This window comes from Micromonospora sp. CNZ296, from assembly GCF_007827635.1.
Map to the genome: position 1 here is coordinate 324,724 of NZ_VISW01000003.1, position 18,469 is coordinate 343,192.

The 18,469-nt window shown below is 73.9% G+C and carries 22 protein-coding genes; 8 read left to right on the forward strand and 14 right to left on the reverse strand.

All coding sequences use genetic code 11. The annotated features are described in order from the left end of the window. Positions 1 to 38: 38 nt before the first annotated feature. Positions 39 to 860, reverse strand: a complete 822-nt coding sequence (locus FB455_RS06955; RefSeq protein ID WP_013285368.1) for a SigB/SigF/SigG family RNA polymerase sigma factor — start codon at positions 858 to 860, stop codon at positions 39 to 41. Between the two features lie 334 nt (positions 861 to 1,194). Here FB455_RS06955 and FB455_RS06960 point away from each other — a divergent pair, with 334 nt between their 5' ends. Beyond that, a complete protein-coding gene (locus FB455_RS06960; protein WP_030270350.1) occupies positions 1,195 to 1,932 on the forward strand; it encodes a hypothetical protein in 738 nt (245 codons plus the stop codon). Here the strand turns inward: FB455_RS06960 and FB455_RS06965 are convergent. Then, positions 1,881 to 3,470 carry a phospholipase D family protein gene (locus FB455_RS06965; protein ID WP_030270348.1) on the reverse strand — a complete coding sequence of 530 codons (1,590 nt, stop codon included), beginning with the start codon at positions 3,468 to 3,470 and terminating at the stop codon, positions 1,881 to 1,883. The genes FB455_RS06960 and FB455_RS06965 overlap by 52 nt on opposite strands. Positions 3,471 to 3,611: 141 nt before the next feature. On the opposite strand from FB455_RS06965, the gene FB455_RS34705 reads away from it, so the two are divergent. Beyond that, complete coding sequence (locus tag FB455_RS34705; protein ID WP_013285371.1) at positions 3,612 to 3,737, forward strand: hypothetical protein; 126 nt, start codon at positions 3,612 to 3,614, stop codon at positions 3,735 to 3,737. Positions 3,738 to 3,781: 44 nt separating this feature from the next. On the opposite strand, the gene FB455_RS06970 is transcribed toward FB455_RS34705, so the two are convergent. Together FB455_RS06970 and FB455_RS06975 are read right to left on the reverse strand one after the other, a co-directional pair. Continuing rightward, positions 3,782 to 4,768 (reverse strand): pirin family protein, encoded by a 987-nt coding sequence (locus FB455_RS06970; protein ID WP_030270346.1) that lies wholly within the window; start codon positions 4,766 to 4,768, stop codon positions 3,782 to 3,784. Positions 4,769 to 4,779: 11 nt separating this feature from the next. Next, positions 4,780 to 5,262 carry a MarR family winged helix-turn-helix transcriptional regulator gene (locus tag FB455_RS06975; protein ID WP_013285373.1) on the reverse strand — a complete coding sequence of 161 codons (483 nt, stop codon included), beginning with the start codon at positions 5,260 to 5,262 and terminating at the stop codon, positions 4,780 to 4,782. Between the two features lie 114 nt (positions 5,263 to 5,376). Between FB455_RS06975 and FB455_RS06980 the strand changes: the two genes are divergently transcribed. Further along, complete coding sequence (locus FB455_RS06980) at positions 5,377 to 5,961, forward strand: DUF1684 domain-containing protein (RefSeq protein WP_013285374.1); 585 nt, start codon at positions 5,377 to 5,379, stop codon at positions 5,959 to 5,961. A 53-nt stretch (positions 5,962 to 6,014) separates the two neighbouring features. Here FB455_RS06980 and FB455_RS06985 read toward each other — a convergent pair whose 3' ends face one another. Next, on the reverse strand, positions 6,015 to 6,602 hold the full coding sequence (locus tag FB455_RS06985; protein ID WP_013285375.1) for a general stress protein: 588 nt from the start codon (positions 6,600 to 6,602) through the stop codon (positions 6,015 to 6,017). Between the two features lie 112 nt (positions 6,603 to 6,714). Between FB455_RS06985 and FB455_RS06990 the strand changes: the two genes are divergently transcribed. Then, entirely contained in the window at positions 6,715 to 8,541 is a 1,827-nt protein-coding gene (locus tag FB455_RS06990; RefSeq protein ID WP_030270343.1) for a glycoside hydrolase family 15 protein, read from the forward strand. A gap of 82 nt (positions 8,542 to 8,623) precedes the next feature. Continuing rightward, positions 8,624 to 9,124, forward strand: coding sequence for a metallophosphoesterase family protein (locus FB455_RS06995; RefSeq protein WP_145752660.1), 501 nt, complete (start codon positions 8,624 to 8,626; stop codon positions 9,122 to 9,124). Positions 9,125 to 9,126: 2 nt separating this feature from the next. Here FB455_RS06995 and FB455_RS07000 read toward each other — a convergent pair whose 3' ends face one another. Continuing rightward, positions 9,127 to 9,351 (reverse strand): DUF3072 domain-containing protein, encoded by a 225-nt coding sequence (locus FB455_RS07000; RefSeq protein WP_013474820.1) that lies wholly within the window; start codon positions 9,349 to 9,351, stop codon positions 9,127 to 9,129. Positions 9,352 to 9,404: 53 nt separating this feature from the next. On the opposite strand from FB455_RS07000, the gene FB455_RS07005 reads away from it, so the two are divergent. Then, positions 9,405 to 10,391, forward strand: a complete 987-nt coding sequence (locus FB455_RS07005; protein ID WP_186466383.1) for an FAD-dependent oxidoreductase — start codon at positions 9,405 to 9,407, stop codon at positions 10,389 to 10,391. A 20-nt stretch (positions 10,392 to 10,411) separates the two neighbouring features. On the opposite strand, the gene FB455_RS07010 is transcribed toward FB455_RS07005, so the two are convergent. From FB455_RS07010 to FB455_RS07020, 3 genes are all read right to left on the reverse strand, one after another. After that, complete coding sequence (locus FB455_RS07010; protein ID WP_047894735.1) at positions 10,412 to 11,701, reverse strand: cation:proton antiporter; 1,290 nt, start codon at positions 11,699 to 11,701, stop codon at positions 10,412 to 10,414. A 101-nt stretch (positions 11,702 to 11,802) separates the two neighbouring features. Then, positions 11,803 to 12,480, reverse strand: a complete 678-nt coding sequence (locus FB455_RS07015; protein ID WP_030270335.1) for an HAD family hydrolase — start codon at positions 12,478 to 12,480, stop codon at positions 11,803 to 11,805. A gap of 9 nt (positions 12,481 to 12,489) precedes the next feature. Beyond that, positions 12,490 to 14,643 (reverse strand): SpoIIE family protein phosphatase, encoded by a 2,154-nt coding sequence (locus FB455_RS07020; protein WP_145752666.1) that lies wholly within the window; start codon positions 14,641 to 14,643, stop codon positions 12,490 to 12,492. Positions 14,644 to 14,842: 199 nt separating this feature from the next. Here FB455_RS07020 and FB455_RS07025 point away from each other — a divergent pair, with 199 nt between their 5' ends. Then, a complete protein-coding gene (locus FB455_RS07025) occupies positions 14,843 to 15,703 on the forward strand; it encodes a mechanosensitive ion channel family protein (RefSeq protein ID WP_013285384.1) in 861 nt (286 codons plus the stop codon). A 60-nt stretch (positions 15,704 to 15,763) separates the two neighbouring features. Here the strand turns inward: FB455_RS07025 and FB455_RS07030 are convergent, their stop codons facing one another. Further along, positions 15,764 to 16,129, reverse strand: coding sequence for a DUF6401 family natural product biosynthesis protein (locus FB455_RS07030; protein ID WP_186461544.1), 366 nt, complete (start codon positions 16,127 to 16,129; stop codon positions 15,764 to 15,766). 163 nt (positions 16,130 to 16,292) lie between these two features. Here FB455_RS07030 and FB455_RS07035 point away from each other — a divergent pair, with 163 nt between their 5' ends. After that, a complete protein-coding gene (locus FB455_RS07035) occupies positions 16,293 to 16,739 on the forward strand; it encodes a hypothetical protein (RefSeq protein ID WP_013285386.1) in 447 nt (148 codons plus the stop codon). Position 16,740: 1 nt separating this feature from the next. On the opposite strand, the gene FB455_RS07040 is transcribed toward FB455_RS07035, so the two are convergent. From FB455_RS07040 to FB455_RS07055, 4 genes are all read right to left on the reverse strand, one after another. Then, positions 16,741 to 16,953: a hypothetical protein gene (locus tag FB455_RS07040; RefSeq protein WP_013285387.1), complete on the reverse strand. Its 213-nt coding sequence runs from the start codon at positions 16,951 to 16,953 to the stop codon at positions 16,741 to 16,743. A gap of 164 nt (positions 16,954 to 17,117) precedes the next feature. Next, entirely contained in the window at positions 17,118 to 17,381 is a 264-nt protein-coding gene (locus tag FB455_RS07045; protein WP_041798959.1) for a hypothetical protein, read from the reverse strand. 101 nt (positions 17,382 to 17,482) lie between these two features. Then, the gene (locus FB455_RS07050) at positions 17,483 to 17,944 is read right to left on the reverse strand and encodes an SRPBCC family protein (protein WP_013285389.1); all 462 of its coding nucleotides are present in this window, start codon (positions 17,942 to 17,944) and stop codon (positions 17,483 to 17,485) included. Positions 17,945 to 18,002: 58 nt separating this feature from the next. Next, complete coding sequence (locus FB455_RS07055; RefSeq protein ID WP_013285390.1) at positions 18,003 to 18,419, reverse strand: DUF2795 domain-containing protein; 417 nt, start codon at positions 18,417 to 18,419, stop codon at positions 18,003 to 18,005. Positions 18,420 to 18,469: the final 50 nt, after the last annotated feature.

Consider the following 18,469-nt stretch of genomic DNA (forward strand, 5'->3'; position numbering starts at 1 on the left):
CCGCGCCGGGTCCGCCGACCCGGCCGCCGCCCCCCTTGCTAGTACGTTCCGTCGAGCTGACCGCGCAGCTTGGTGAGCGCCCGGGCCAGCAGCCGGGACACGTGCATCTGCGAGACGCCGATCTGCTCGGCGATCTGCGACTGGGTCAGGTTGCCGTAGAAGCGCAGCGTGAGGATCTTCTGCTCGCGCTGGTCGAGCGTGGCGAGCGCCGGGCCGAGGGCGACACGCATCTCGGCCAGCTCGAACTCGCCGTCCTCGCCGCCGAGCAGATCGCCCAGCTCGGTGGCCCGCTCGCCGTCGCCGGTCGGGGTGGACAGCGACACCGCGTTGTACGCGCGGGCGCCCTCCAGGCCCTCCAGCACCTCTTCCTCGGTGAGCTTGAGGTGGGCGGCGATGTCGGCGACCGTCGGCGAGCGGCCGAGCGTCTGGAGCAGCGTGCTGTTGGCGTCGGAGATCGCCAGGCGCAGCTCCTGGAGCCGGCGCGGCACCCGGATGTCCCAGGTGCGGTCGCGGAAGTGGCGCTTCAGCTCGCCGATGATGGTGGGGATGGCGTAGCCGGCGAAGTCGACGCCGCGCGACGGGTCGAACTTGTCGATCGCCTTGATCAGGCCGATCGCCGCGGTCTGCGCCAGGTCGTCGTTGGGCTCGCCCCGGCCGCTGTAGCGGTGGGCCAGGTGGTTCGCCAGCGGCAGCCACGCCTCGATGGCGCGGTCGCGCAGCGCCGGCCGGGACGGGTGGTCGGCGGGCAGCGCGGCCATCGCGGCGAGCAGGTCGGCGGCGCTGTCGGTGAGCGAGCGGGGGTCGAGCTTCGCGGAGGCGGCCGGCGTGGTCGCCCGGGCGCTGATCGTGGGAGCGGTCATGGGTGGTCCTCCCTGCACCTCGTCCACGGAAGAAAAAAGACGTGACGCTTAGGTTTAGGTTTCGGTCGTACGTTCGGAAGCCACCATAGCCCGATCGTGCTGCGGAAATCTAGCCGAAAGTACGATGTACTTAAGGTGTAAGCAGCCACGAAAGGCGTGAGCCGGTCGATATCGCGCTCGGCAGGGTGGTGGGGTGGCGCTGACCGGTCGGCCCCGGTCGTACCCCGACCGGTCAACGTGGAATCCGACAGGTGGGCGAAGTGTCGCCTTTCTGTCGTTGTCCCGCCGACGGGACCGCCCGTAGCGTCCGTAGCGACACGTCAACGGAGGCACCGTGCTGGATCCCGCCGCGCCGCAACTCGTCATCAACGCCCGGACGCTGCTGTTCAGCTGGCTCCCGGCGGATCCCGGCGCGGTCGAGACGCTGGTGCCCGCCGGTCTGCGCCCGCACCCGCAGCGTCAGGTGTTCGTCTGCCAGTACGTCGTCGACGACGAGACGCAGACCTCCGGCTTCGGGGCGTACTCGCTCACCTACGTGGGTGTCTCACTGGCGGACATGGACCCGCCCGACGGCGAGACGCCCGGCGGCTTGTGGACGCACTACCTCGCCTCCAGCGAGCGGGTCCGGCGGTACGCGGCCGCGCGGGGCGCTCCCGCCGCCGCCGGGGAGACCCGCCTCGACCTGCGCGGCGATCAGCTCACCGCCGAGACCCGGGCCGCCGACGGCACGCTGCTGATCCGGGTCACCGCCCGGATCGGGCACACGGGCACCGAGGCGCACAACGGCCACCACCGCTACCTCACCCGCCGCGACGGCGAGCTGATCGTCACCGACTACCCGTACGTGGCCGAGCCGGTGTCACCGTTCGAGGTCGAGTCGGTGGAGTTCCCGGCGCCGGAGCACCCGGTCCACGCGCTGCGGCCGGCCAACCCGCTGCACGTCTGCTGGGGCTTCTACTCGCCGCGCGTGTCGTTCGCGTACCCGGCCCGCCCGAACGTGCCGGACGAGGTGGCGGACCTTCACCAGGTGCCCGCCCGCCGGGCCCGCAGCGGCCTGCCGTCCGGGTCGTAGACCAGCCGGTACGCGGGCAGCGCCCAGAGCCGCGTACGCCAGGGCAACCGCTCCGGACGGTGGGGCCGCGACCGGCCCGGCGGACGGGGACCGGCCCGGCCCCCGGCGTGCCAGCGATCCAGTTCCTCCGCCGCCGCGGTGATCGCCGCGACCGCATCCGCCGGGTCCAGCAGGTCGTCGTCCTGCGCGCCGCCGGGATCACGGTCCAGGTGCTCGCGCCACAGCCTCAGCCGCAGGTCGCGGGCGAACACCCGGGCGCCGTCGCCCAGTCCGGCCGGGTCGGCCGGCGCCCGCTCGTCGCGGGTGTCGTCGAGCACCGCGCAGGACAGCTCGCTGTCGTGCGTCCAGGACCGGCGGTTGAAGTTGTCGCTGCCCACGCTGGCCCAGACGTCGTCCACCACGCAGACCTTGGCGTGCACGTACACCGGCGTCCCGTCGTGGTTCTCCACGTCGAACACGTGCACTCGTTCCGGCGCGGCCCGGTGGCACAGCGACAGCGCCTGCTCCCGGCCGACCATGTTGGGCGGCAGCGCGAGCCGGCCGTCCACGTCCGGGTGCCGGGGCACGACCGCCACCAGGTGCAGGTCCGGATGCTCGTGCAGCGCCTGCGCGAACAGTTCGGCCACCTCGGTCGACCAGAGGTACTGGTCCTCCAGGTAGATCAGCCGCCGGGCCCGGCGTACCGCCTTGGTGTAGCCGCGGGCCACCGTGCGCTCGCCGTCGGGGGCGAAGGAGTAGCGGGGCCGCACCGCCGGGTAGGTGCGCAGCACCTGCACGTGGTGCGGCCCGCAGGGCGGCGGGTCGGCGGGCTGCTCGGGCAGCGGGTCCGGGCGCAGGTCGGAGCCGCGCAGCCGGTCCCGCAGGTACGCCATCGGGTTCTCCGAGTCCAGCGGCATCGGGTCGGTCCACCGCTCCCGGAACGTGGTGTCCAGCGCGCCGACCACCGGCCCGCGCACCGCCAGCTGCACGTCGTGCCAGGGCGGCGTGGGGCCGTACCGGGGGGACATGCCGATCGGCTGCGGGTCGCCGGCGTGGCCGGCGTCGTCGCGGCGGCTGTGGCACAGGTCGATGCCGCCGGCGAAGGCGATGTCGCGGCGCGGTTCGCCGGGGCGGCGCAGCACCACGAGCTTCTGGTGGTGCGAGCCGCCGCGCCGGACCCGCTGGTCGAGCAGCACCTCGCCGCCGGCCGCGCGAATCGCCTCGCTGAGGTCGCGGTTCTCCTCCTCGCTGTAGGAGAGCGTGTCGAGGTGGGAGCGCCAGATCAGGCCCTTGACGATGACGCCGCGCTGGGCGGCCTGGGCGAACAACTGCGCCACAGTGGGGCCGTCCGGGCGCATCCGCTCGTCCGGGTCACCACGCCAGTCGGTGAAGAACAGGTGGTCGCCTGCTGTGAGCGACTCCACCTCGCTGACCAGGCGGTCGAAGTACGCGGCACCGTGAATGAGGGGCTCGGCGAGGTTTCCATCGGTCCAGACGGGTAACTCTGACCTCGGGTTGGCGCGTTCCTGTGCGGTGAGGAACCAGTCCCGCAGAGTCACGTTCCACCCCCCGAGGTCGACGACGTCCTCACACGGTAGGACCCCCGGCAGGGCCCCGCACGTCGAGCAGCAGGTCGGCGTCGGTGCCGCGCGTCAGGGGTGCGCCGGACCCCTGGATCGCGATACCGAGGAGGCACCGACATGCCCGCCGAGACGACGAACACCGTGACCGACCGCGACCAGGCGGTGGAGGGGGAGCGGGGTGCGCTGGTGGCGGTCCTGTTGATGGTGATCCTCGGGGTGGCCGGGATCTTCGCCGTCTCCTGAGACCGCGGCCGGGCGCCCCGGCGAACCGGGGCGCCCGTAGCAGGTCAGGGCCGGTCGCCCTGGCCGTCGCTGTGCGGCACCCGCCCGGTCGGGATCACCCCGAGCCGGCCGGCCTGGAAGTCCTCGACCGCCTGGATCAGCTCGGCACGGGTGTTCATCACGAACGGGCCGTAGTGCGCCACCGGCTCGCGGATCGGCTGGCCGCCCATCAGGTAGAGCTCCAGCGCCGGGGCGTTGGAGTCCTGCGTCCGGTCGGCGGTGATCCGCAAGGCCTCACCGGGACCGTGCACGGCGAGCTGGCCGAGGTGGATCGGCCGCCGGTCGGTGCCGACCGTGCCGCGGCCGGCCAGCACGTACACCAGCGCGTTGAAGTCGGACCGCCAGGGCAGGCTCATCTCGGCGCCGGGCTGCAACGTGACGTGCGCGATGGTGATCGGCGTGTGCGTCGAGCCCGGACCCCGGTGCCCGGCGACCTCGCCGGCGATGACCCGGATCAGGCCGCCGCCGTCGGGCGTGGTCAGCAGCGCCGACTCCCGGCCGCGGATGTCCTGGTAGCGCGGCGCGCTCATCTTGGCGACCCGGGGCAGGTTGACCCAGAGCTGGAGGCCGTGGAACAGCCCGCCGCTCATCACCAGGTGCTCCGGCGGCGCCTCGATGTGAAGCAGGCCACTGCCTGCAGTCATCCACTGGGTGTCGCCGTCGGTGATGGTGCCGCCGCCACCCGTCGAGTCCTGGTGGTCCATGATCCCGTCGATCATGTAGGTCACCGTCTCGAAGCCGCGGTGCGGGTGCCAGGAGGTGCCCTTCGGCTCGCCCGGCGCGTAGTCGACCTCGCCCATCTGGTCGAGGTGGATGAACGGGTCCAGCTCGGTCATCGGCACGCCGGCGAAGGCCCGGCGGACCGGGAAGCCTTCGCCCTCGTACCCGCTGGGGGCGGTGGTGACCCGGCGGACCTGGCGGTATTCGGTGGCCTCGCCGAGCTCGGGCAGGCGGGGCAGGACGAGGACGTCGTCGACGGTGATCGCGGGCATCGCGGGACTCCTTACTTGTCGGCCGGGGTGGACGACGCGGTGCGGTCGGCGCGCAGGCGCCGGCCGAGCCGCTCGAAGACCCGGGTGAGGCAGGCGACCTCGGCGTCGTCGAGGTCGTCGATCAGGTGGGCGCGTACGGAGCGCAGGTGGTGCGGCGCGGCCTCGCGCAGGGCGAGCAGGCCGGCCGCGGTGAGCACTGCCTCGCTGCCGCGCCGGTCCGCCGGACACGCCTCCTTCGCGACCAGGCCGCGCTTGCGCATCGTGGTGATCTGGTAGGTCAGCCGGCTCGGTGAGAACACCAGCCGGTCGGCCAGCTCACCCATGCGCAGCCGCTGGCCGGGCGCCTCGGAGAGCAGCACCAGCACGTGGTAGTCGGCGAAGCTGAGGTCGCTGTCGGCGCGCAGGTCGTCCTCGAGCCGGGTGAACAGCCGCTGGCTCGACTCGATGTACGCGCGCCAGCAGGCCATCCGCTCCGCGTCCAGGCTCTCCGTCATGGCTGCGAGACTAGCACTATTTAAAATTTAAACAAGCCCCTCTGTCGCGCCCGGTTGGCCAGGCGCGGGTGAGTCTTTGAAACCTGAACGGGTGACCCCGGCTAGGGTCGGGGGATGGACGATCTCGACCTGCTCGACTGGCGGGAGCGGGTGGCCCGGCTCTACCTGTCCGACCTCGACCTGACCGGGTTCCGGGCCGCGCGCGACGAGCTGTTCCGCACCCATCCGAGCAGCCCGGTGCCGCCCGCCGACCGGCCCGGCTTCACCGGCCTGCGCTGGTACCCGCCCGACCCGTCGGCGGTGGTCGAGGCACCGCTGCGACCGGCCTCCGGTGAGCTGCGCATCGACACCGGCGGCCCGGACGGGGTGGTCGCGTACCGGCGGGTCGCGGTCGCCGGGACGCCGTGGGGACCGCTCACGCTGTGGTGGATCGAGGCGTACGGGGGCGGGCTGTTCCTGCCGCTGCGCGACGGCACCTGCGGCGACGGCTCGTACGGCGGGGGCCGGTACCTCACCGACACGGTCAAGGGCACCTTCGGGCGGGGCCTGACAGTGCTCCCCGGTGACCGGGTCCGCCTGGACGCCAACTACCTCTACAACCCCAGTTGCGCCTACGACGACAGGTGGGCCTGCCCGCTGGCACCGCCGGAGAACCGGGTGGACGTGCCGCTGCGTGCAGGGGAGCGGGCGTACCACTGACGCGGCGAGGGAGGACCCCGGCGGGGCCCTCCCTCGATGTCGCGTACCGCCGGTCAGCGGGCGGTGGCGCCGGTCGGTGTCAGGTGCATCCGGCTCAGCAGCTGCTGGGCCTGACCGGCCATCTCCGCGTCCACAGTCACCGCGTACTGCGCGGCCCGCAGTGAACTGGCCGACGTGAAGTCACGCTGCCCACCGCTCATGGCGTGCGCGACAGCGCCGAACACGGCACCCCAGATCGCGCCGATCACCAGCCCGACCAGGATCACCGCCAGCCAGTTGCCGGCGGTGAAGATGCCGAACAACAAGCCGATGAACAAACCGAACCAGGCGCCGGTGCCGGCCCCGAGCAGGGCCGCCCGGCCCGTGGTGAGCCGTCCCATCACGGTCTCCACGAGCGTGAGGTCCGTACCGACGATCGAGGTACGTTCCACCGGGAACCGGTTGTCGGCCAGATAGTCCACCACGCGCTGGGCGGACGGATAGTCCGGGTACGAGCCGATCGTGACGGTCGGCGCCCCGGCATGCGGGCCGTGCCCGTCCCCGCTCGGCGGCGTCGGGCGACCGCCCGGTCCGGACGGGAGGTTGTCGCTGCCCGGCATTCCGGGTTGCCAGGCCGCGGTCGGAGTCGAGGGTCTGGTCATGAGCATCCTCCTTCGTCAACCCGCCGCGTTCCCGGCGCCGGGCAGCGGTAACGCGCCGGGCCGGACCGATGTGGCGAGGCATGCCGGTGCCCCGGGCCGGGTAGCCACACCCGTGCCGACCCGACACATCAGCGAGCACGGCTTCCTCGCCGACGGGCGCAGCGCGGCGCTGGTCGACCGCGACGGCTCGGTCAACTGGTGGTGCCCGCCCCGGTTCGACGCGCCGTCGGTGTTCGGGCGCCTGCTCGACGAGGGCGCCGGGCACTGGAGCATCCGCCCCGAGGGCGCGGCCACCAGCAGCCGGTCCTACCTGGACGACACGCTGGTGCTGCGTACCGTCTTCACCACGGCGACCGGCACGGTCGCCGTCACCGACGCGCTGGCGCTGGAGCCCGGCGCGCGCGGTCACGACATCGGGATGCACTCGCCCCGGGTGCTCGCCCGGCTGGTCGAAGGGCTCACCGGCGAGGTGCCGATGCGCGTCGAGTACGCGCCGCGGTTCGAGTACGGCCGGGTCGGCGCCTACCTGACCGAACGCGACGGGGTGGTGGCCGCCACCGCCGGCGCCTGCCGGCTGGAGCTGCGCGCCGACGTTCCGCTGACAGTCGCCGAGGGGGCCGCCGCCGGGCGGTTCACCGCCCGCGCCGGCAGCACCCACCGCTTCACCCTCGGGTACGCCCCGACGTACGCCGGCGCCGCGCCCGCGCTGCCCGACGCCGCCGAGGTGGTGGCCGGGACGGTAGCCGGATGGCGGTCCTGGTCGGCGCTGCACGACTACCGGGGCGAGTACCGCGACGAGGTGCGGCGCAGCGCGCTCGCGGTGCAGGGCATGACGTACGCGCCCAGCGGCGCGGTCGTCGCGGCGGCCACCACCTCGGTGCCGGAGCGGCTCGGCGGCGACCGCAACTACGACTACCGCTACGTCTGGCTGCGCGACTTCAGCCTCACCCTCCAGGCGCTCTGGCGGGCGGCCTGCCCGGACGAGGCGGACCGGCAGTTCACCTGGGTGGCGCGGGCGATGGGCCGGATCGGCGACGAGCCGGTGCCGATCATGTACGGCGTCGAGGGGGAGCGGGACCTGACCGAGCACGACCTCGACCACCTGGCCGGGTACGAGCACAGCCGGCCGGTGCTCGTCGGCAACGACGCCTGGCGGCAGCGGCAGAACGACGTGCTGGGCGAGGTGCTCGACGCCGCCTGGCTGATGCGGTACTACCTCGACCCGATGTCACCCGAGGTCCGCGACCTGCTGCGTACGCTCGCCGACCAGGCCGAGCGCGGCTGGCACCGGCCCGACGCGGGGATGTGGGAGGGGCGCGGCCCGGAGCGGCACTACGTGTCGTCGAAGGTGGAGTGCTGGACCGCGCTGGACCGGGCGGTCCGGTTCGGCTCCCGCATCGGCGAGCCCGCCGACGTGGCGCGCTGGGCCGCCGCGCGCGACGAGATACGGGCGGCCGTGCTCACCCACGGCTGGAACGAGCGGGTCGGCGCGTACACCGGGGCGTTCGGGTCCGACGACCTGGACGCCTCGGTGCTGGTCATGCCGCTCGTCGGTTTCCTGCCGGCGCACGATCCGCGGATGCGCGCCACGATGGACGTGCTGGAGCGGCGGTTGTCCCGCGACGGGCTGCTGCGCCGCTGGGACGGCGACCCGGCCGGGTTCGTGATCTGCTCGTTCTGGCTGGCCGCCTGCCTGGCCGAGGCGGGGGAGCTGGACCGGGCCCGGCGGCTGTTCGAACGGCTCGCCGCCCGCACGAACGACCTCGGCCTGTACGCCGAGCAGATCGACCAGGACACCGGCGAGCAGGTCGGCAACTTCCCGCAGGCGTACTCACACATCGGCCTGATCATCGCCGCCGGCCGCATCACCGACGCCGCCGCCCGCGCCCCCGCCCCCACCTCCCACCGCAACCCCGCGCCCGCTTCGCGTCGATCATGAGGTTGACGCCGAAGTCGATCTCCCTGAGCGCCGCCAACTTCATGATCGCCGCGGGCAACGGGGGGTGGGGGAGGATGAGGGGGTGGAACTCGTGATCATGGCGGACACGCATGTGCCCAAGCGGGCGCGGGATCTTCCGGCGGCGCTGTGGGCGGCCGTCGAGGCCGCGGACCTGGTGGTGCACGCGGGGGACTGGGTGGACGTGGCGCTGCTGGACGCGCTGGAGGAGCGGTCGCGCCGCCTGGTCGGCGTGTACGGCAACAACGACGGGCCGGAGCTGCGCGCCCGGCTGCCCGAGGTGGCCTGCGTCGAGCTGGACGGCCTGCGGGTCGCCGTGGTGCACGAGACCGGCCCGAAGGCCCGCCGCGAGGAGCGCTGCGCCGCCGCGTACGGCGACTGCGACCTGCTCGTCTTCGGGCACTCGCACATCCCCTGGGACACCGTCGCCCCGGGTGGTCTGCGCCTGCTCAACCCCGGCTCACCCACCGACCGGCGGGCGCAGCCGTACGCCACCTACCTGACCGCCCGGGTGGTGGCGGGGCGGCTCGACCGCGTCGAGCTGCACCGCCTGCCCCCGCGCTGACCTCAGCGGCCCCGGCCGGTCTCCGCCTGGAGCTCGTCGATCCGCCGGGACGCCTCGGCCTTGGTCAGCCCTTCCGGCACCGGCTCGCCCGCCTCCTGGGCCAGGGTGTGCAGGTACGACTCCTGGGCGGCGGTGGGCGGCTCGTCGCCGGTGACCCAGTCGTCCGGGTCCTTGACGGCGGCGTCCGGGTTCACGTTCCTGCCGTTGGTGTTGGCGCGGTCGGCCATGCTGATCACCTCTCCTCGAACAGGTGTACCACTACCCCCGGCCCGGCTGGTTCATGCCGCCCGCCGCCTACGATCAGCTGGTGACGGCGGAGCGGGCGGGCGTGGTGGTGGTCGGCGCGGGCATCGCCGGGGTGGCGTGCGCGACCGAGTTGGCGCGGGCCGGTGTCCCGGTGCGGGTACGCGAACGGGCCCGGGTCACCGGCGGGCGGATGGCCAGCAAGCGCTTCGACGGCCGCCCGGCCGACCTGGGCGCCGCGTACTTCACAGTCGACGACCCGGACTTCGCCGCCGTCGTCGCGCGGTGGCAGGCGGCCGGGCTGGCGCGGGAGTGGACCGACACGCTCGTCGCGTACGGGCCGGGCGGGCGCGAGCAGGTCACCGGCCCGATGCGCTGGGCCGCCCCGCGCGGGCTGCGCTCACTCGTCGAGCAGCTCGCAGGCGACCTGCCGGTGACGCACGACCGGCTGGTGATGAGCGTCGAGCCCGGCCTCCGGGTGGACGGCGCCGAGGCCGAGGCGGTCGTGCTCGCCATGCCCGGCCCGCAGGCGGCGCTGCTGCTGGACCCGGCGCTGGCCGAGGCGACCCGGGCGGTGGCCGCGCAACGCTGGTCGCCGGCGCTGAGCGGGGTGCTGCACTTCCCGGCCCGCCGCTGGACGGACTTCCGCGGGGCGTTCGTCAACGGCCACCCCGTACTCAGCCTGGTCTGCGACGACGGCGACCGCCGTGGTGACGGCGCGCCGGTGCTCGTCGCGCACACCACAGCCGAGTTCGCCGCCGGGCACCTGCTCCAGCCCACAGCCGCCCGCCCGGCGATCGAGCAGGCGGTCCGCGACCTGCTCGGACTGCCCGAGCCGGCGGTGTCGGCCCACGTGCACCGCTGGACGTACGCGTCCCCGGCCGCGCACGCCGGGAGCGCCACGTTCCACCTGGACGACGACGGCATCGGCCTGGCCGGTGACGCGTTCGGCCGCCCGCGCGTGCAGACCGCCTGGCGTTCCGGCCGGGACCTGGGCCGCGCGCTCGCCGCCCGGCTGGGCTGAGAGCCCTCGGCCCGGGCCGGTCAGCCGGTGGCGCCCACCGGTTGCGCCGCCGACCCGGCCCGCGTGTCCTCGCCGGTGCGTTCGCCCTCCCGGTCCAGCAACTGCATGACCGGTGTCGCGGCGATCCCGTGCGCCACCACCGACACCACCACCACGAGACCGACTGTGGCCCAGACCAGATCCGCCTGCGGGAAGTCGGTCTTGCTGGTGGCGTACGCCAGGTAGTAGAACGAGCCGACGCCGCGGATGCCGAACAGCGAGATCACCCAGTGCTCGGCCGGTCTGCCCGGCGCCCCGCGCAGCGACAGCCACGCGGCCAGCGGCCGGATCACCAGCACCAGCGCCAGCCCGGCCAGTGCCGCCGGCCAGGTCAGCGGCGCGAGCAGCCCGCCGATCACCGCGCCGCCGAACAGCAGCAGCAACAGCACCGTGAGCAGCCGCTCCACCTGCTCGGCGAAGTCGTGCAGCACGGAATGGAACTCGTGCGTACGCTCGGCGGCCCGGATCGCGCGGGCGGCCACGAACACGGCCAGGAAGCCGTACCCGCCGATCACCTCGACCAGCCCGTACGCGAGGAACGTCGCGGCCAGCGCGAGGAAGCCCTCGGAGTGCCGGGCCAGCCGCAGCTTGCTCGGGGCACGGAAGAACAGCTTGCCGAGCAGCCAGCCGACGAGCAGCCCGCCGCCCACCCCGGCGGCGAGCTTGTAGAACACGTCCACCGCGAACCACTCGGCGAGCCAGCCGGACGGCGCGAGCCCGGTGGTGGCGATCGCGATGGCCGCGTACACGAACGGGAAGGCGAGCCCGTCGTTCAGGCCCGCCTCCGAGGTGAGCGCGAAGCGCACCTCGTCCTCCGAGTCCTCCACATCGGTCGGTTCGCCCACCTGCACGTCGGAGGCGAGCACCGGGTCGGTGGGCGCGAGTGCCGCGCCGAGCAGCAGCGCCGCGGCCGGCACCAGACCGGCCCACCACCAGCCGAGCAGCGCCACCGCGGCGATGCACAGCGGCATGGCGATCGCGAGCAGCCGCCACGTCGACGACCAGCGGGCCCAGCTCAGCGGACGGTCGATCTTCAGGCCGGCGCCCATCAGCGCGACGATCACCCCGACCTCGGTGAGGTGGGTGGTCAGTTCCGGCCAGCGCAGCGGGTCCGGTGTGGGCAGACCGGTGGGCAGCACGAACACGAGCATGCCGAGCCCGAGGAACGCGATCGGCATCGACAGCGGCCGCCGCTCCAGCACCCGGGGCAGCACCCCGGCCAGCAGCGCACCGACGCCCAGCAGAGCGAACGCGACATCGACCGGTTCCACGACACCACCCTTCCGACGCCCGGCGGCCGGGCGGTGGAGTCCAGCAGTGCCCCGAAGCGGGTCCGGTTAAGCGTGCGCGTGCCCGCCGGTCGACCGGCCGGTCAGCCGAGCGTGCCGATGGCGCTGTCCGGCAGGGCGTGCAGCAGCGCCGCCGGGTCGTCGTAGACCGCCACCGCGCCCGCGCCGGCCAGCTCCGCCCGGCCGGTGCCGCCGCAGGTCAGGCCGATGCACGGGATGTCCAGCTTGCCGGCGGCTGCCACGTCCCAGACCGAGTCGCCGACGAACACCACCCGCTCGGCGGTCAGCCCCGACTGGTCCAGCGCGGCGACCAGGATGTCCGGCGCCGGCTTGCTCTCCTGCGCGTCGGCCGACGAGGTGACCGAGTCGATCACGTCGTCCGCGTCCAGCGCGGCCCGCAGCGCTGTCACCTCGTGCTCGGCGGCCGAGGTCGCCAGCACCACCCGCAGCCCGCGCTCGGCGCAGGCGCGCAGCAGTTCCCGGGCACCGGGCAGCGGCGCCAGCCGCTCCCAGTACTCCGCGTACAGCGCGTCGTGCGCGTCGCGCAGCCGGCCGTCGGCGTCCCGGTCCCGCTCGGCGCCGAGCAGGTGGTCGAGCAGCTTGTCCGAGCCCATGCCGATGGACCTGTGGATCCGCGCCATCGGCACCCGGTGGTCGGCCTGGCGCAGCGCCTCCCACCAGCTCACCGTGTGCAGGTACGTCGTGTCGACCAGGGTGCCGTCCACGTCGAACAGGACACCGCGTCGCTTGTCGTCGGCCATGTCCGGCTCCTACCCGGCCGGGGCGTCGCCGACGCGCGGCTCACCCGCCGGAATGAGGATCTCGAACCAGACCGTCGAGCCGCGTACGGTCGGGTCGGTGCCCCAGGCGTCGCTCAGCTCCTCGATCAGGCCGAGCCCGCGGCCGCGGCTGCTGAGCGTGTCGGTCTGCGCCCGGGTGACCTGACCCCGGGTGCCCGAGTCGGCAACCGACACCAGCAACCGCTCGGCGGACAGGTCGACCTCGACCCGGGCGGCGGTGCCGGCGTGCAGCAGCGCGTTGGTGGTCAGCTCGCTCGTGCACAGCACCGCCGCGCCGATCACCGCCTCCGGCACCCGCCACTCGCCGAGCTGCGCGGTCATCCAGTGCCGGACCCGGCTCGGCGCGGTCGGCTCGGCCGGCACCTCCATGCTCGCCGACCGGCTGGGGCGCACCGCGTACTCGACGGCGAGCACCGCCACGTCGTCCTCGGTGGCGCCCGGCACCGACGCGGTCGCCACCGCGCACAGCGCGCGCGGGTCGCCGCCGGCCGCCCCGGTCACCGCCGCGCCCAGCCCAGCCATCCCGGCGGCCAGGTCCTGCCAGCGCCGCTCCACCACGCCGTCGCTGTAGAGCAGCAGCGTGTCGCCGGGGCGGAACGGCACGGTGGCGGTACGCGCCCGACCACCCAGGCCCAGCGGAGGAGCGGGCGGCACGTCGACGAACTCGGCCACCGCCGCGCCGGGTCCGGCGCGCCGGATCAGCGGCGCGGGATGACCGGCGCTGGCGAGCGTGACCAGCTCCCGGTCCGCGTCGACCACGCCGAAGACCACTGTCACGAACAGCTCCTGAGTGCCGCCCTCGACGCCGAGGCTGGCGACCAGCCGGTCCAGCCCGTCGAGCACCGCGTCCGGCCGGGAGTCGACCAGGGCGAGCGCGCGCAGCGCGGCGCGTACCTGGCCCATCCGGGCGGCGGCCTGCACGTCGTGCCCGGCCACGTCGCCCAGCACCACGCCCAGCGCGCCGGTCGGCAGCAGGAACGCGTCGTAGAAGTCGCCGCCGGCCGCGTTGCCGTCCACGCCCGGGTCGTAGCGGGCGGCGATGCGCAGCCGGGGCAGGTCCGGGAGCCGTTCCGGCAGCATGCTGCGTTGCAGCATCTGGGCGGTGCCGTGCTGGGTCTCGAAGCGGCGGGCCCGCTCGGCGGCCTGGCCGACCAGCTCCGCGGAGGCGGTCAGCAGCGCCCGTTCGGCGGGGGACCAGGGGCGCGGCGTCCGGTAGCCCACTGTCAGCGAGCCCCGGACCACCGTGGTACGCAGCGGCAGCGCCGCCAGCGCGCGGATCTTCTCGTCGTGCCGGTCCGCCGCGACGCCGCGCAGCGGCTGCCCGTCGGCGGTGAACGAGGCCACGCCGCTGCGCGCGGTCACCACCGCGGGCAGCGGTGACTCGGCGGACATCCGGCGCCACAGCGGGGGCAGCCGCTCGTCGGCCTCGTCGAGCAGTTCGCCGCGGATGCGGCGGACCAGCCGCCACGCGCTGCCCTCGTCCACCGCGAACGACACCCGGTCGGCGTCGAAGGAGTGCAGGCAGTAGCGCAGCGTCACCCGGGCCACGTCGTCGAGCGTGAGCGTGCCGGCCAGTGCCGCCGCGAAGTCGCTCAGGCTCTGCAACTGCTGGGTCAGCTGGGTGGTCTGCGCCGAGACGGTCAGCACGCCGACGATGCGGCCGGTGGAGTCGCGTACCGGGCAGTGGCCCCTGGTGAACACGGCCGGCTCGGCCGGGCCCTGCCGGTCGGCCGGCAGCACCGCCTCCCGTTGCAGGAACGGCTCGCCGTGCCGGTAGACCCGTTCCAGCGCCTCGCCGGCGCTCGGGTCGCGCCACACCTCGGCGAACGCCTCGGCCGCCGGCCGGCCCAGCGCGTCCGGGTGCCGGTCGCCGATCAGCTCGGCGTACCCGTCGTTGTAGAAGACCACCAGGTCGTCGCCGAGGAGCAGGGCCATCGGTACGGGGGAGGCGAGTACCACGTCCGTCACGGCGCGTACCGCGGGATCCCAGGTGTGCGGAGCGCCCAGCGACGTGCCGGCCCACGGGTGGGCGGTCCCGGCCGCCTGCCCGCCGACGACGGGATCGGTGGGCGCTCCCGGTGCGGGGGCGGACGGTGTGGGAACCCGACCGACGGTGCCTGGCATGACCGCAGCCTAACCGGAGCGTGGCCGGGTGGTTCCGATCATGCGTCCGTGGCGGGTGCGGGTGCCGGGCGGCGCGGATGTTCGGGCAGGTCAGACCGGTTCGGCAGGGCATGTCGGGAAATTGCCCCGGTCCGGCTCGGCGTGCTGCCCAGGTCACCGGGTATGCGGGCGGCGCAGTTCACGCGACAGGAGGGACATCATGCCGAAAACCCTCGCGGTCGGACAGGTCGACATCAGTGCGGCCTGGACCGACTTCTGGAGGTCGGTGCTGCTCTTCGTACCGCGGGCGATCGCGTTCATCGCGATCCTCGTCGTGGGTTGGCTCATCGCCCGAGCCGTCCTCAAAATCGTGGACGCGGCACTGGAACGGGTGGGATTCGACCGCGCCGTCGAACGCGGCGGCGTCAAACGGGCCCTGGAACGCACCAAGTACGACGCCAGCGACATCCTGGCCAAACTGGCCTACTACGCGGTCCTGCTGTTCACCCTGCAGTTCGCCTTCGGGGTGTGGGGACCGAACGCGATCAGCGACCTGATCCGCGGGGTGGTGTCCTGGCTGCCGCGGGCCTTCGTGGCGATCGTGATCGTGGTGATCGCCGCCGCCATCGCCAACGCCGTCCGGGACCTGGTCTCCGGCGCGCTGGGTGGGCTCTCGTACGGCCGGGTGCTGGCCGACGTGACGGCGATCTTCATCCTGGCGCTCGGCATCATCGCCGCGCTGAACCAGGTGGGCATCGCCACCACGGTGACCACGCCGGTGCTCGTGGCGTTCCTCGCCACCGTGGCCGGCATCCTGATCGTCGGTGTCGGTGGTGGTCTGGTCAAGCCGATGCAGGACCGCTGGGACGGCTGGCTGCACCGGGCCGCCGAGGAGTCCCGGGCGATCCGGCAGCAGCGGCAGGCGCAGCAGGCCGGCCGCGGCGACTACGAGCGGCGGATGGCCGACCGGGGCGGGCAACCGGCACCGGCGGCGCCGCAGTCGTCCATGTCGGGCGCGGGCACGTACCGCTCCGGCGAGGCAGGGGACGAGACACAGCAGTTCCGCCGGCCGAACGGCTGACGGCAACGGGTGACGGGGTGTCCGCGGGGCGATCGCGGGCGCCCCGTAGCCGTGTCCGGGTCAGGCCAGGTGGCGCGGGTCCAGCCCGCGGGCCAGCAGGCAGACCGCGAGCAGGCGGGTGAGCGTCCAGTCGGGCGCGGACCAGTCCACCGGCTCGGCCGGCGGCGTCCAGCCGTACTCGGCCGCCGCGTCGCGCAGCCCTTCGACGTACCCGGCGAGCGCCGCCACCGTCAGTGGCCGGCGGTCGCCGTCGAGGCTGTCGCGTACCCCGGCGGCGTGCTGGTCGACCTCGGCGAGCAGCCCGGGGTTCGCGTGGGCCGCGGCGAGGCCGGCGGTGCCGACGGTGGCGGTCAGCGAGGTGAGGGTCGTCCGCGCGGCCACGGCCGCGGAGCGGCGGGTCGCGACCCGGTTGTTCGGCACGCGCATGGTGTCCGAGGCTAACGCCGCCCGCCGCGGGCCGGCCTCGGCCGAGCGGGGGATGCCCGGGTCGTCCGGGGGAGCGGTCTCGTCGTCCGGCGGGATTGAGTCGCCCGTGCGGGGGCAGAAGTCCGGTACGCAGACCACGCGACCGGGGTCACGGAGGGACACGATGGGACAGCGGGCCGACGGACCGGACCGGGCACACCGGCGCCCGGAGGGAGTGAGTGACGCCACGGTCGAGGCGCTGGGCAAGCTCAGCGAGGCCCTGGAGTGCGTCGAGCGGGCCCGCGGCCACCTGTACGAGCTGCACCAGCTCATCGGCCACGCCGACCTGATGCTCGACGACGCGGTGGAGATGTTCCGCGCCGCCGGTCACCCGGCGCTCGCCGAGCGGATCGACAGGGAACTGCTCGGCCGCAACGTCATCGCCGGGCGGTGGACGTTCCAGATCGTCGAGGACTTCGACGACGGGTACTACGCGCTCTTCCGGGAGCTGGACCGGCAGGCCCGCGACGAGCTGGTCGAGGGCCGGCGGCACCTCTACGAGGCGGAGATGAAGGAGCGCCGCCGCAGCCGGGGGATGCCGGGGCACGAGGCGCGCCCCGGCACGCGCTGACTCAGTCGGAGGAGCGGGCGTCGGCCGGGCGGCGGCGGGCGCCGTCGTCGGCGATGATCACGGTCGCGACCATCAGCGCCACCACCAGGCTGAACAGCCAGGAGCTGTCCTCGGTGAACCGGGCGGAGACCGGAGCCTGGAGCGCGGCGAGCAGGAAGCCCAGCCACGCGAGCTTGCGCTGACGGTTGGAGAGGAAACCGGAGCCCTGTTGCATCCCGAAAGTCTTGCGCGCATCAGGGGGAGTGCCGTCAGCCGTTCGGCCGATTCTAGATGGGCTGTCCGTTTTCCCGGCCGTCCGTACCGCACTTTTTGTCGTTTCGGCCGAGCATGAATCCGGCGGCTGCGGGCATCGGCACGGGTGCCGCAGCCGCCGGCGGATCACATGCTGTCGGGGCCGGTCCGCCCGATCGTCGACGGCCGGTAGGCCCGGTCCGCATCGGTCATCTCACGCCGCTCGGCCTCCAGGCCGGCGCCCCGGTCCACCGCCTCCGGGCCGTGCCCGAACGCGGCCTCCTCGCCGGCGTCGTTGGCGGTGACGTCGTCGCCCTGGCCGTCCGTGGCCGACCGGGCGATGGCCTGGTCCAGCTCGTGCAGGGGAGTGCGGTCCTCGTCGCGCCACACGTGGCGGTCGTTGTCGGTCATTCCCCTGCGGTACCCGGACCGGATGATCGCAAACGGCCGGACACGGCGATGGCCGCCGGCACCGCCGGCGGCCATCGAAACTCGGGTACGGGGGAGGTGGCTCAGGGGGTGGGGCGGTCGACAGCGCCGCGCCAGGCGCCGGTCTCCTGACCGCGCCGCTCGATGAACTGCTTGAACCGCTCCAGGTCGCCCTTGGCGCGCCGGTCGACCACGCCCAGCTTGTCGCCGGCCTGCTCGACCACGCCGTGCGGCTCGAACTCCATCTGGAGCGTGACCCGGGTGTGCCCCTCGTCGAGGCGGTGGAAGGTCACCACGCCCGCCTGCTGGGTGCCCCCGGTGGAGCGCCAGGCCACCCGCTCGTCCGGCAGCTGCTCGGTGATCTCGGCGTCGAACTCGCGCTTCACGCCCGCGATCTCGACGGTCCAGTGGGTCATCGTGTCGGAGAGCTGCCGCACCTCCTGCACGCCGTCCATGAAGTGCGGGAACTCCTCGAACTGGGTCCACTGGTCGTACGCGGTCCGGATCGGGACGTCCACGTCCACGTGCTCGGTAACGCCACTCATGTCGGGGTTCCTCCTCTTCCGCCGGTGTGTGTCTCGTACGGGCCGTGGGCCGGCCCGCTCACCAGCGCGTCGTCTCGTTCCTGTGCCCGAGTGCGGCCCACACCTCGGAGATCGTCTGGTAGTGGGCCCCCGCGGGCAGGGTCTCCAGGGCGGCGACGATGTCCGTCGGCGCCTCGTTCTCCCGCGCGTTTGCCAGCAGCGCCTCCCGGTCACCGGGCAGGGCGGTCATGGTGATGAACCGTCCCAGCCGGCTGCGCGCCTCGACGTCCTCGGAGCTCATGCCCTGCGGCGTGCCGCTGCGCAGCTCCCCGGCGGGCGCCGTGGTGGCCTCCGGCTGGTCCTCGCCGGCCGGCTCGGGGATCCGGAACTCCTCGGCCCGCGAACCGCCGGTCCCGGTGCTCTGGACGAGACCGCTGACCTCGCTGCTCATCTGGTCGTCGACCCTGGGCGAGTGCTTGCTGCTGCCACGTTCCATGCCTTGGGAGATGCCCCGGGGGATCGCCGGTAAACCGGCGCGGGCCGGGA